The 13,338-nt window shown below is 42.3% G+C and carries 10 protein-coding genes and 1 pseudogene; 1 reads left to right on the top strand and 10 read right to left on the bottom strand.

All coding sequences use genetic code 11. The features are described from left to right. Positions 1-699: 699 nt before the first annotated feature. Genes AB9H30_RS14765 through AB9H30_RS14755 form a run of 3 tightly spaced genes read right to left on the bottom strand, consistent with a single transcriptional unit; the run spans position 700 to position 4,904 of the window. Positions 700-1,863 (bottom strand): M20 aminoacylase family protein, encoded by a 1,164-nt coding sequence (locus AB9H30_RS14765; protein WP_371195469.1) that lies wholly within the window; start codon positions 1,861-1,863, stop codon positions 700-702. Continuing rightward, positions 1,863-2,717, bottom strand: a complete 855-nt coding sequence (locus AB9H30_RS14760) for an alpha/beta fold hydrolase (RefSeq protein ID WP_371195468.1) — start codon at positions 2,715-2,717, stop codon at positions 1,863-1,865. Before AB9H30_RS14760 ends, AB9H30_RS14765 begins: the two co-directional genes overlap by 1 nt. Before the next feature lie 12 nt (positions 2,718-2,729). After that, positions 2,730-4,904 (bottom strand): TonB-dependent receptor, encoded by a 2,175-nt coding sequence (locus tag AB9H30_RS14755; protein WP_371195467.1) that lies wholly within the window; start codon positions 4,902-4,904, stop codon positions 2,730-2,732. Positions 4,905-5,102: 198 nt separating this feature from the next. Here AB9H30_RS14755 and AB9H30_RS14750 point away from each other — a divergent pair, with 198 nt between their 5' ends. Next, complete coding sequence (locus tag AB9H30_RS14750; protein WP_371195466.1) at positions 5,103-6,140, top strand: helix-turn-helix domain-containing protein; 1,038 nt, start codon at positions 5,103-5,105, stop codon at positions 6,138-6,140. A 224-nt stretch (positions 6,141-6,364) separates the two neighbouring features. On the opposite strand, the gene AB9H30_RS14745 is transcribed toward AB9H30_RS14750, so the two are convergent. The 7 genes and pseudogenes from AB9H30_RS14745 to AB9H30_RS14715 form a co-directional block, all read right to left on the bottom strand. After that, entirely contained in the window at positions 6,365-6,616 is a 252-nt protein-coding gene (locus tag AB9H30_RS14745) for a hypothetical protein (protein ID WP_371195465.1), read from the bottom strand. Positions 6,617-6,919: 303 nt separating this feature from the next. After that, positions 6,920-8,341, bottom strand: a complete 1,422-nt coding sequence (locus AB9H30_RS14740) for an aldehyde dehydrogenase family protein (RefSeq protein ID WP_371195464.1) — start codon at positions 8,339-8,341, stop codon at positions 6,920-6,922. Position 8,342: 1 nt separating this feature from the next. Continuing rightward, entirely contained in the window at positions 8,343-9,404 is a 1,062-nt protein-coding gene (locus AB9H30_RS14735; protein ID WP_371195463.1) for a homoserine dehydrogenase, read from the bottom strand. Between the two features lie 219 nt (positions 9,405-9,623). Continuing rightward, the gene (locus AB9H30_RS14730) at positions 9,624-10,064 is read right to left on the bottom strand and encodes an Lrp/AsnC family transcriptional regulator (protein ID WP_371195462.1); all 441 of its coding nucleotides are present in this window, start codon (positions 10,062-10,064) and stop codon (positions 9,624-9,626) included. A 412-nt stretch (positions 10,065-10,476) separates the two neighbouring features. After that, on the bottom strand, positions 10,477-11,157 hold the full coding sequence (locus tag AB9H30_RS14725) for a methyl-accepting chemotaxis protein (protein WP_371195461.1): 681 nt from the start codon (positions 11,155-11,157) through the stop codon (positions 10,477-10,479). 169 nt (positions 11,158-11,326) lie between these two features. Beyond that, positions 11,327-12,862 (bottom strand): annotated as a pseudogene (locus AB9H30_RS14720) (transposase). Between the two features lie 198 nt (positions 12,863-13,060). Further along, positions 13,061-13,285 carry a hypothetical protein gene (locus AB9H30_RS14715; protein ID WP_371195460.1) on the bottom strand — a complete coding sequence of 75 codons (225 nt, stop codon included), beginning with the start codon at positions 13,283-13,285 and terminating at the stop codon, positions 13,061-13,063. Positions 13,286-13,338: the final 53 nt, after the last annotated feature.

The following is a 13,338-nucleotide window of genomic DNA, read 5'->3' as shown; positions in this document are numbered from 1 at the left end:
GAATGCGAAAAATGCCAAAAGCGCAATACAAGAATGTGGTAGCAAAAAACTAAAAGATTTACTGTAAACATATTTAGTCGCAACTAAGGGTTGTACTTTGAATAATCTCGGCGGTCTTGTACACCTTGAACAATTCGAGGCTTTGGTCAGGTTTCAGGCGCTTAGCGGACATTAAACGATACTTTTTTGAGGGTCTCTTTTGTGCCATAGGCCGCCGTTTCAGTTCCATTCAAATTTGCTCGATTGAATAAAGCGGACGTTTCTCGCCGCTCATTTGAAGGGCATATATGGCTACTGGTAGCCGTTGCGAATTCTCGGGATAATTCTATCGAAAATGTATTGGTATAACGCCTATCACAAGATATTGTCATATCTAGACAAGCAAGGCTCACCCATCACTGCCCTCAAATACAGCTGTGACAATGACTAGTACATAGTGTTAATTCGTTATACTCCATCATGCCCAGTTACTAGTGGCTTAGGGTTTCACCTGCAAATCCAGTAAGTGAAAATATACATGTTTGTTATCACCGTAATAGGCCGCTTCCCAAGCGCATGAATACTGCGATTAAATTAATTAAGACGGGTTTAAATGGTGAGCATTAAAAATGCTGAATAAGAACATCCCGAAACTAAGCAGTGGGTAATGCATAATTCTACGCTCTTAGACAATGGCGAAGATTTATGCTTCCTTTTTTGTCACTCTTTTTTCAAAAACTCCTTTGCTAACGAGCACCACACCGTAATCCCTGTTTCCAGAATATTGTCGTTGAAATCATAGTCTGGAGTGTGCAGTGATGCACTATTCACCCCGTTTCCTATGCCAAAATAGCAGCCGGGTTTGACCTCTAGAAAGTATGAAAAGTCTTCCGAGCCCATAAGTGGTGAAAACTCAGTTATCATTTCAACTGACGGCAAATGTCTTTCTATTGCATTTACAAATTTTTGAGTGGCTTTCTCATCGTTTATAACAGCCGGATATAGCGTTTTATAATTACACTTAACAGACACGTCGTATGCTTTACCTATCCCTTCACAAATATTGCTTATTTGTTGTTGCAATATTGCTTGTACTTCGCCGTTAAACGACCGGCACGATCCCATTAAGTGAGCAGAGTTTGGGATAACATTATAGGTCTCCCCCGACGATATCTTACCCATAGACACAACCGCGCTTTCAAGCGGGCTTACCTTCCTAGACACTATTGTATTTAGTGCTTGTACTAATGCACTAGCGGCTAAAATTGGGTCTTGGGTTAACTCAGGAATAGCACCATGACCACCTTTACCTAATACCTCTATCTCAAATGTATCGAAAGCCGCCGATATTGGCCCAGGTTGAGCTAATATTGTACCAGCAGGAATATTGGGAAGATTGTGTAAAGCATAAATATAGTCAACGTCAAATTTAGTAAATAGCCCTTCTTCAACCATCTGCTTAGCACCGCCCTCATTTTCTTCAGCCGGTTGAAATATAAATGTTATCTTGCCCTGTAAGCCTTCTGTTTTAGCTAACATTGCAGCTGCGCCGAGCAACATTGTTGTATGACCGTCGTGGCCACAAGCATGCATAACGCCGGGCACGTTTGAACAATACGCTAGTTCATTGTCTTCATGTATTGGCAGGGCATCCATATCGGCGCGCAAGCCTAAGCGAGGACCTTCTCCACGATCGAGCACCCCAACAACACCTGTAGAGGCGATGTTGGTAGTCACTGTTAAACCATAACTTTCTAAAAGTGTGCTAACTTGTTTGGCCGTTTGAACTTCTTTGTAGGCCATTTCTGGATGCCTATGGAACTCTCTGCGTAAGGCTTTCATGTTTGCAACGGTTTTTTCAAGCAATTCTATGTCGTGTTCCATCATTTTTCCTTGTTAAAACAGCTATGCGCAAATGTCAAAATATACTGATTGAAAACTATTGGCTGTTCTAAAAATGGAGAATGGCCGGCATTTCTTACTGACAGTATTTTATTCTTCCACAAATTTTTCCATATCAAGTTAGTTAGGTAGTCTAGGTTAACAAACTGGTCATTTTCACCGTGTATTACCGCAATCGGTCTGTCCCAACTGGCAATAAGAGCTTTTTCATCTACACCATCTACTCCAGCGCTCCAATGGGCAACCATCGCCTCTCGTGCAATTGGGTCGGTTCGTTGGGCTGCTATCACAAAGTTATTTATGATACTGGTCGAATATAATGCGGATAAATACTTAGCGGCGTCGTCATCGGTAAATGCTTGCTTGCCAGTCAATGCCATAACTTCGTTAGCTTGGAATGCATGTTCAAAATCGCTTAAGCCTCTGCCAATCGGCGGTGTTCCGGTTATTAGTAACCCGCAAGCTGAATAACCTTGTCCCACCATTTCAAGTGCAACATGACCGCCTAAAGACCATCCCATAATTATCGGATTCACCACCTTTATTGACTGTAAAAGACTGATACAAGCAACTGCGTATCCTGGAATAGTATAGTCTTGCATTGGCTCATTCGAGTTACTCGATTCACCATGCCCAGGTAAATCTAGTAATATTAGTCTATATTCATCGCTTAGTGCTTCAATTTGCTGCTCGAAGACTTCTTTACATGCGCTGTTGCCGTGAATAAATACGATAGTTTGTTTTCGTATTTCTGTATGCTGGTAGGCAATTTTTGTACTTCTGTGCGAGTAAAATAGAGTCTCACTAAGCAATTTTTCAGATTTACGGGTAAACATATTCAGCCTCCCTTACTCAAACCGAAATCGTAGAGTCATGCCATACATGCGAGGTGCACCAAAGCTTTCAGTTGTTGGCACAAAAATACCGCTACGATCGTCAGCAAAGTTCACATACTCCTCGTCCAATATATTATTTGCCCATAAGAACACATCCCACGCGCCCACATCATCAGTCAGACCGACTCGTACATTCAATAAACTTCTAGATTCACCCGACAAACGAGTCTCGTTTTGAGGTTCAAAGAACACTTCTGAGCGATAATTCCAGTCGGCTCTAACGACTAGGTCCATTTCTAGATCGGTTAGGGGATATACCATTTGAGCGCCAAATGCGGTGGTCCATTCAGGTGCTAAATTTAAGAAATTGCCACTACAATTTTCTTTGGGTGGCATTTCAATAGCGCCCGCAGCAGGACAGCCAGGAAAGTCGTCATAGGTAGCGTCAAGAAAACCAACTGACCCATAAATATCAAAATAGTCACCTAACAATGCAGAAAAGTCAGCTTCAATACCGCTAATGTCTGCTTGTGCAGCGTTATTTAAAGACACGCCTGCCCCCACAATTTGTGCTAATTGTAAATTATCATACTGGGTATTAAACACCGCTAAATTCACCCGTAAAGCACGGTTAAGAAGCATTGTTTTTACGCCCGCTTCTACCGAAGTCGCCGTTTCTGGCTCAACTTCTAAATTGGCACCTTGTGACACAAAGTCAGTGTTAAACCCTGCACTTTTGAATCCTTCTGCGTATCGCGCATAGGCAGTTAATGTAGGGGATACCTCATATGACAATGAAACAATAGGTGAAAAATCGCTATCGGTGCGGTCTATTTGAAAGTCGGTAGAGCCAAAGATACCCGTCATGTCATCTTGTTTGTGAAATGCCGACTTTTCTTCGCTTACATAACGACCACCTATCTCTAGCGCTAATTGCGCTGTAAGTTGTGTGTCGGTGTTAAAAAAGAGCGCTATACTATCGGTGTCAACCGAACTAGTTAAATCAATAGGCGGCTCGACACCTGGCACGCCAGTTAAAAAATCGCCTAGCGCAAAATTCGATATATTGTTAGCATCTTGTGAGAACCAATACAAACCCACTTGATAATCGGTATTGTTAAGCGAGCCACTAAAGCGGGTTTCAGCAGATGTAAAATTAGCGTCGCTCGCAAACTCGTCAATAAAGAATCTGAACGGGAGTTTATCGTCGTCAATGCCTGCTTCAAATGAAGTATCTCTTATCGCTACCACGGTTTCCCATAGGCCGCTTTGTAGTTGCACATTAGACTGCAATGATGCCCCCCAAATGTCTCTATTTAAGAAGTTGGGTTGGTCAGAATTTACGGTGAAGGGAGTACTTTCTGTTGGATCGTCGATAAAGGCTGCATCTCGTACTTCAAAGAATGCAGGCTTGCTCCGGTCTCTTAAAACATCAGCCGCAAATACAAATTCAATATTATCCGCCGCTTTAAATAGTAGCTTGGTGCGTGCAGAGACTAAATCAGCATCATCAAGGTCGTCGCCACCTGGGAAGCTATTTTTCACTACGCCGTCGCGGGCAAAGTAGCTGCCTGACACACTACCGAATATGTTTTCGCTTAATTCGCCACTGATACTAGCCTTTAATCGAGTGTGCCCGAAGTTTCCGTATTGCGCTTCAATTGTCGCTTTGGTATCTTCGGTCGGCGTATTGGTTATAATGTTAATAGCACCGGCAATCGTATTTTTACCAAATACCGCGCCTTGCGGGCCTCGCAACACTTCTACCCTGTCTACATCCATCAAGTCCTGATTGAAGTTTTCTGGTCGGCCAACATAAACGCCGTCTACATAGTACCCAACGCCAGTCTCCAAACCTACAAATCGCACTAGTGTAGATATACCTCGAATACTCACTAAGCCTTGCAAACCGCCTCCAATACCACCTGATTGGCTAGCATTAGGGACTGTAGCCAACACATTTTCAAAGCCGTCAACGCCCGCCCGCTCTAGTGACAATCCGTTGAGTACCGATACTGAAAGGGGAGCTGATTGCGCTGTTTCAGTGCGTTTTCGCGCGGTTATTTCAATAACCTCTATTTGGCGATTGTCAGCGCTTTGTGATTCGCTCTGTTCCTGAGAGAAGCTTGTGCTTACGGGAAAAAGCCCAGTGATAAGAAGCGATGTAGCGATTTTTGATAACTTCATAATTGCCTCAAGATAATGTTATTTAAAAATAGGAAATAATGTATTTGCATTATCAGAATGGTTTATTAACAAATAATTTACTTTTGTTGAGAGCATTTTTTGTTTTGCGCAACACATTAATTAACAAAAAACTATGCTCTAAATAGCGTATGCTTATGTAAGTATATTGACGTGTTTTGGCAAAAGGATTATATGATTATGGCAAAGCAAGCAAGCCGTAATAGTAAAAAAGTTAAGTTTGATTGGACCAATTTAGAAGTAGTAAATGCTCAGTTATTTCAGGCTGCGAGTGATTCTCAATTACGCTGTGAAAGTACTTTAGGAAGCTCACTAATTAACCATTATGATAATGATATTTTAAGTGGTCGTATCGAATTTTTCGAATTATTAGCAGACCTAAAATTACTCATAATGGATTGTCATTGGAAAAAAGACCAGACTTTCATTACTTGCGATAATGACTGGATAAGATTCAATTTTAGCCTGTCGATCGATATGGATATGGCAGTGTCAGCGAAAAACACTATTTCTGCTTTGTCGCCTTCTTGGCGAGTCATTAATAACCCACGTGACTCTCAAATAGAGGAACATGTAAAAGCAGATACTACTTCTGTTTGGGCAACACTGTGTTGCAAACCCGCGTTACTAGAGAAAATCACGGGCTTACAACTCGATAACATGCCCGAGCTATTGCAAGATGCGCTTATTGGCTATGAGATAGATTCTTTTCACCGATACTTTTCGTTTTCTCAAGATTTAAATGCAATGACAAACGACCTGATTCATTCAGAAATGTCGGGACCTATGCGTATCGCACTTATGAACGCAAAGTGCACTGAGATTTTATGTAAATCAATTAATGAGGTTCAGAAGTTACGCTTAAAGCCGTCTTTAGTAAAGCTCACCGACGCCGACGTGGAAGCGATTAACAAAGCCCATTATATATTACTAAATGATATAAAAGCATCTCCAACTATCGCAGAGTTAGCCTCTCGAATTGGAATAAATCGAAATAAATTGTTTTATGGGTTTAAAGAACTTTTTGGACTAAGTATATCTGAGTTAATTCAAGACAAACGCTTAGAACTTGGTTATCAACTGTTGACACAATCAGACTTGCCTATTATTGAAATAGCTGACCAAGCAGGTTTCAAACATCAATGTAATTTCTCTACCGCCATAAAGCGTAAATTCGGTTTGTCGCCTAGCAAAATAAGAGTACAAATACGTTGTTAATTACAGTAGGAGTATAAGGAGAATTAAAGCTATTTACTACCCCCCTTAACAGCTGTACTTTTGATAAGGTTGGTTTGTTTAAATGTTTGGTTGAGGACGTTTTGCATGGCATTTGAATCTTCAAATTCATACGTAGATAGGCCTTTGGTACAGAAAATTGGTGAGCAGCATGTCAAAACTCCTACCATGAAATACTTAGTTTCGTAGTAATGTTGACTTGTTGTCTATGCACCAAAGTTGAAGTCGCGTTGGATTTTGAAATCTTTTGCATACCCTTCGTTAGGTGGAGCACGCAAAGGTGGTAATAGCGATGCTTGTATAGAAATGGGGTGTTTTTTATCTAAATGCGCCATTATTTTTTGAATTACGACGGTGTCAATAATGCAGGCAATGATGGTCACATTGTGCTTTTGACATTTTTCGCACTCGGTAATGTCAATATTGAATACTCGCCTCAAACGCTGGGCCCACGTCATCCCCCTCGCATGATAGGGCTTATCTGATTGCGCATTTCCCTCGTTAATCAGCCTTGGACTATTCTTCCCTCGCTGCGATGCAGTAACTTGAGCTCTTAAATTACTGTTTGGTGCGAAAACACCAAAAAATCGAGTGAGGTTGAGTCGCGGTGGTGGAACTAGAGCGGCCAGCGAAATAAACCGTATCGTGTTTACACGCTAAAAAAATGAGTCAAAAACATTTATGTTAACCCAACAACGAGCGCATCATAAATACATTACTAAAACGGCGACTCTCTGTAATAGAAATCGACTTAAAAAACTTTAACCTCGGTTAAAACAAATCACTTTTGACTGAGTCATTTCTTGTAATGCATAGCGTACACCTTCTCGCCCTAAACTACCGCGCTTATAACCACCAAAAGGCATCGCGTCAAAACGAAAGTCTGACGAATCGTTAATCATCACACCACTTGCCTCTATGCGATCAGCTGCTTTTAACGCCGTTTCTAAATCCCGCGTAAAGATACCTGCGTGCAAACTGTAATCTACGCAATTTGCCCAAGAAATCACCTCATCAAAACTATCAAACGGTTCAAGAATTACAACTGGAGCAAAGACTTCTTGCATACATAACGCTGATGTACCTGGCACATTAGTGAGTACCGTTGGGGTATACATATTCTCGTTACGTTGATGTCCCGTTAACAATGTCGCCCCTTGGTTAATAGCATTCGCTACCCAAGATTGAATACGCGTAGACTGCGCGGGTGTGATCATCGGCCCTACATCTGTCACATCATCCATCGGGTCGCCTACGCTAAGCGCTTGTGTTTGAGCAACAAACTCCGCCGAAAACTGGTCGAACACACTACGCTCAATAAAAATACGCTGCGTGCCAATACAGTTCTGTCCCGATGCCCAAAAAGCACCTGAAACCGTTGCACTTACCGCCTCATCAAGATCACTATCGGCCATCACAATTACGGGGGCATTGCCGCCTAAATCCATTGTCATTTTTTTTAAGCCTGCAGTACGTGTAATTGCCTCACCGGTTTCCATACCACCGGTAAAAGACACCATACGAATATCATCAGCAGATACCAATGCGTCCCCTATTTTTGCATCGCCGATCACCACAGAAATAATCTGTTCATCTAATCCCGCACGAAAAAACGCATCAACCAGTTTAATAGCCGATAATGGCGCAAGCTCTGACGGTTTTAGAATGACGGAATTACCGCCTGCAATTGCGGGTCCTAATTTATGTGCAACCAAATTAAGAGGATCGTTAAACGGAGTGATCGCCAAAATAATACCAAGAGGATCACAGTGAGTGTAACCCTGCCTCCCCATAGCGCCCTCGTAAGAATCAAACGGAATCACCTCACCACTTAATCGCTTCGCTTCTTGGGCCGACAACTCCAGAGTGTTAACACAACGAGAGACTTCTTTGCGCGCCTGCACAATGGTTTTTCCTGCTTCGCTCACAATCAATATGGCAAATTTTTCTAGCTCCTCACGCACAATAGCTGCTGTTGCCGCCAAGATGTTAGCGCGCTGATAGCGTGCTAATTTGCGGCATACCTCAAGACCACGCTTAGCATTGACCAATGCGGTTTCCACATCGGCCATTGTTGCTGCGGGAATGGAGTCCACGATGTCATGTGTAAATGGGTTGATCACATCAATCATTTGCTGATGCTGTTCATTTTGCTTGGGCGATATAACCTGTAAAGATTCCATGCTATCCCTCCTTGCGTTGATGAATCGCAATAATGTCTGACAAAATAGCGTAGGCCGTTTCAATACGCCCCGCACCAGGACCAGAAACCGTCACATCACCTAACATGCCCGAAGTAAAAGTAATCGCATTGACCGCACCACCGATACCCGCAAGTGGATGCTCTATCGGTAATTTTTCTGGTGACACACTAGCAACAATAGAGCCATCGTCTTGCTTGCTCGCCTTACCTATTAACTTCCAATGACAACCTTCTGCCACGGCTTCTTTCACCATCGTTTCAGTCAAACCAGTAATGCCTTCGCACTGAACATTATCTTGTGTCAAATTCGCATTCCATAAACGATTCGCTAAAACAATCACCTTTAGCATCACATCTTTGCCTTCAATATCTGCACTAGGATCAGCCTCTGCATAGCCTTGCTGCTGTGCAGACGTAATGGCATCAGCAAAACTCTGGCCCTGTTCAACCAAACCTAAAACATAGTTCGCTGTACCGTTCACAATACCGGCGAATCGATTAATGTTACTGCCCTTTAGTAATTTATCTGCAAAACGTAGTACCGGCGTGCCACTCATCACCACACCTTCGTACTCAAAACCAACATTATTGTTAAGCGCTAAATCTATTAACTCCTTCTCGGCAAAAGCAAGAGGGCCTTTATTGGTTGTCGACACATGCTTACCACTAGACAATGCCCAACGACAATGAGAAGTAGCAGGCTGACCCGTCACCGAATTAGTCACCGTTGCTTCAACAACAATATCCGCATTACTGTTTTTAATAATATCTTCATTATCTGCAGTTGCTTTGCCATTGGGTAAATTAGCACAAGCGCCTTGAGCTGCTGGCAATCCGATTAGCAGAGCCATATCGATACCTTCTGGCGAATACACTGAGCCCAAAAACATATCTGAAACCGCGATAATACGTAAGTTAAAGCCCATTTCATGATAGAACGCTTCTGGATCTGTCGCAATAATGTTAGCCAGTGCTCGGTTTACACCACCAAAACCAATAAGTGCAATGTTGTAACTTGTGCTGACATTCGTGTTGTCATTCATAGCGCCATCCTCGATAAGTTATTTTCAACACTAGTATTACAAATGAGGATGTCAGTCTATATACACGCATTCACCAAAGGCGTGGTTAAAATGACGATACATGCGGGCAATATGCATAGATAAAATGGATGCAAAAAAGAAAGCGCTTTAGCTACAGATACAAATACAAAAGGAGGAAAAAGGAAAAAAAGTGAGGAACAAACAGATCAGAAAAAACAGTTACATTTTTACCGTAGATAAAGCAAAGGTCGTATGCGTATCATCAACGCTTTTCAAACTACTCACTGCTTGCCATATTTCGTGAATACGCTCATGGGAGCGCGCCTGTACATTCAGTATCACATCATAATCGCCACTCATAACGTAACACGATACGATTTCGGGCACCTTCGCTGCATACTTAATGACCTCGGTATCTCGCATACGGTCTTTACGATAGACCATCATAATGGCAACTACCTTGTCATTAACTGGCAAGCCATCACCCAAGATCACTTGATAACCGTTAATAACGCCAGACTTTTCTAGCTTACTCATACGATGAGTAACCGCATTGCGTGACAAATTAACATGGCGAGATAAGTCGCTCACCGATATACGCGCATTGCCTGTTAATGCTTGGATAATCTTATTATCAACATCATCTAATTCTATGTGCACAACGATAATCCACCTGAGAAACGAATATATTATGCTGAGTATCACGCAATAAATAAGTAAGTACAAGAGTACGAGACTAGCAACAATCACCGGAAAAAGTAATGGTATCGCTTACTTTCAATAGAGCTAGCACAGACTCAAACAAGCGCGTAACGATATTTAGTATAGATTACAATACACTGCCTACAAAACTATTAAAAATACCTTACAAGGTCGAGAAGCTAGACCGAAAGTCGATAGCATTAATTTGTCCTATATTCATTTATGGCTCTCTCAAAAGAGTAATTGACCAAAGATAGGGATAATCGTCAAGATATTTTGTATCTTGGTCTAGAAATTAATTTATCATCAGTTATTACATTTGGGCTGCTGATTGGATTCAAACTTACACCTAGTACTTCGTTATTTACTTTTATAGTTTAAATCGCCCCACTATGGATGCCAGTTGACTGTTCACATTGGTAATTTCTCCTGCATCAAGTAATACTTGATGACCATTCGTATCTAGTTCAACTACAATACCGTTGATAGCTGTCATATTACGATTAAGCTCTTTAGTTACGCTACTTTGCTCTTCAGCAGAAGCCGCAATTCGACCACTTAGAACGTTAATTTCATCAACAAAGTTTGTCATAGTTTTCAAACTAGTCGCCACTTCAGTGGAACCATCGGCGGTTTCCTGACATCGAATTTTGGTACTATTTATCGCCGTTACAACCATCTTCGTTATACTCAAGAGACTATCTAGCCCCGCCTCAACCTCTTCAGTACTGTTTTTAGTTCTGCTAGAAAGGTTGCGAACTTCATCAGCTACCACGGCAAAGCCTCTTCCCTGTTCGCCAGCGCGAGCTGCTTCAATAGCGGCATTGAGTGCTAACAGATTCGTTTGTTCTGCAATCGCATCTATCACTTGCAAAATGGTGTTGATATTTTCTGTCTCACTGTTCATATCGTTAACATTAGATGAAACCTGATCTACTTCATCTATCAACGTAGAAACTGTCTGTTGAGATTGTTCAACGATTCGACGAGAATCAATGCTAAGAGTATAGGATAAATTAACGCTATCGACTAGCCTCGGTGACAGCTGCATTTGAGGGTAGTTTTGTGTCTACTCATTTGTGGTGTTGAAGAAGTTAGCGAAATATTTGTAGTTGGGGTGAACGAGTAAGCTGGCTGTTAGTACTGAAATCTTGATAGTGAGATGCTAAGGGCCTTGCCTCAGAATATGGAATATTCAAGCCCCTTATGCTCCTCGTGTGTTAAGCGCCAAAGTCAAAATCTCTTTGGATGGTGAAATCATCAAACCTAACCGTTTGCTCGAAAGCTTCAAGTGGCGGTGCTCTGGTATTGTTGCCAGTGATGGGTGAGCATTGTTTGTCTAAATACGACAATATCTTGTGTATGATGGCAGGTTCGATTATGCAGGAAATTATCGTCACATTGTGCTTTTGGCATTTCTCACATTCAATAATGTCTATGTTGAAGACACGTTCTTACTAGCCGGTTACCGGACTTTGTGCCCAACTCATGCTCCTAGCGTGATAAGGCTTGTCAGACTGGCTATTTTCTTGATTGTTTAGTTTAGGACTATTTTTTCCTCTCTGTGACGACGTCACTTGTGCGCGAAGATTGCTATTGGGAGCAAACACGCCAAAAAATCTAGTCAAATTTAGTCGTGGTGGCGGAATAAGAGCGGCTAACTTGCCAATAAAATCGATGGTGTCGAAGAATACATGAGTTGTTCCATCACGATATGGGGTCTTCAATTCATATCGCACTTTTCCATGGTCAGTCGTGCTCAAACGCCGCTCACTTATAGCAGGGCGACTAATGTAACGGCAAAGTCTTTCTAGTTTTTCAGGCTCGTGTGCATTGGCGAATACGCCTGCATGTAGAGAAAATCCACTTGTATTGGCTAACTGACCATATTCACCTTTGTTGCTCGCAGGCAGGGTTTGTAAGGTAAAGACCTTTTGCCCTTGTTGAGGCCCCATGGCGATGCGATAGCTGACGGAGGCGCCTTGCAGTTGCAGTAGACTATCTTCATCATCGAGTGGTAGATTAAGGTAGCTATTTCCCATATCGCGTTGTACTAAACCGACTTTTTCTAAATATCGAGCAATGCGTTGGCTGACGGTATGGACTAGCTCGACCATGTCGTCATGAGATGGCGCTTTAATGCGGGTAAATGTGGTGCCACCCCATGGATTTTCACTTATTGCGCCTTCCAAAAACAGCATATGGAAGTGGATATTCAAATTGAGTGCGCTGCCAAAACGCTGAATCAGCGTAACAGCGCCTGTTTTCGCTTGTTTATTGGAAAAACCGCCTTTGCTAACAATGTGAGTAGAAATAGCGCGGTGAATAATCCCCATCACCTTGCTTAACTCACTTGGGTATCTTGCCAATAGCAATCGAAGTGGAATGGGTAAGCTCAGCACCCATTGGCGAACTGGATAGCCGCGTAGCACATCATCTACCAACAATGCTGCACTTTCAGCCATTCTTCTAGCACCACAGCTCGGGCAGAAGCCCCTACGTTTGCAGCTAAACGCGACTAACTTTTCATGTTTGCAGTCGCCGCATACCACTCGTAAAAAACCATGTTCAAGCCGGCCGCAGCGCAAGAATTCATCAAACTCACGCTCAACATATTTGGGTAAGTACTTGCCTTGCTCGGCTAAGTTTGCAGTAAACTCAGGGTAATAACGTTCTACCAACTGATACAGTAAGGTAGTTTCAGGGCGATGTCGTTTGTACTTTTGTTCTTGCTGTATTGCCAGCACATCCTTCATCCTTGAATAGTGGCATTCTAGGATGTCAAACAATCGCTTCGAAAACGACTGAACAATGAGCCTGATTTTGGGTGTGTAGTATTGCCGCTTTACCTTGAACGTCCGCTCCAGGGAGTGACAACTCAAAATTTCAATATGACCCCTTATCGAGGGCTATGCGGTCATTTCAACTGACAGAGAAAGAGCTTAAAAGCATCTTTATTGATCGACTTGGTATTCGTTTGTAGAGGTTTTTTTCAAAGCTTGCATAAAGTCTAGATGCACTTTAAATGTCTCGGAGAAGGTACTTTGACGTCTTGCTACATTTTCTAGTACTACCAAATGTAGTTTGTCTGTTGGGTAGTAATATAACGCTGACACAAAGCCAGGCGCATAGCCAAGTGCACCAATTTCTATTTCAGCTTCACATTTCTTGAAAAGCACACCATAACCGTATTCGACACTGTACTGCGAATATTTTTGGCACCATTTTTGAC

Source organism: Glaciecola sp. SC05, from assembly GCF_041380235.1.
In the GTDB taxonomy this organism is placed as follows: domain Bacteria; phylum Pseudomonadota; class Gammaproteobacteria; order Enterobacterales; family Alteromonadaceae; genus Glaciecola.
The sequence above is the reverse complement of the archived record's forward strand: the minus strand, read 5'-3'. Positions and strand labels throughout refer to the sequence as shown.

Coding starts and splice junctions, on each gene's coding strand:
- AB9H30_RS14725 (WP_371195461.1), bottom strand. CDS start 11,157: ATGCAGCTGTCACCGAGGCTAGTCGATAGCGTTAATTTATCCTATACT.
- AB9H30_RS14765 (WP_371195469.1), bottom strand. CDS start 1,863: ATGGAACACGACATAGAATTGCTTGAAAAAACCGTTGCAAACATGAAA.
- AB9H30_RS14745 (WP_371195465.1), bottom strand. CDS start 6,616: ATGACGTGGGCCCAGCGTTTGAGGCGAGTATTCAATATTGACATTACC.
- AB9H30_RS14755 (WP_371195467.1), bottom strand. CDS start 4,904: ATGAAGTTATCAAAAATCGCTACATCGCTTCTTATCACTGGGCTTTTT.
- AB9H30_RS14750 (WP_371195466.1), top strand. CDS start 5,103: ATGGCAAAGCAAGCAAGCCGTAATAGTAAAAAAGTTAAGTTTGATTGG.
- AB9H30_RS14760 (WP_371195468.1), bottom strand. CDS start 2,717: ATGTTTACCCGTAAATCTGAAAAATTGCTTAGTGAGACTCTATTTTAC.
- AB9H30_RS14735 (WP_371195463.1), bottom strand. CDS start 9,404: ATGAATGACAACACGAATGTCAGCACAAGTTACAACATTGCACTTATT.
- AB9H30_RS14740 (WP_371195464.1), bottom strand. CDS start 8,341: ATGGAATCTTTACAGGTTATATCGCCCAAGCAAAATGAACAGCATCAG.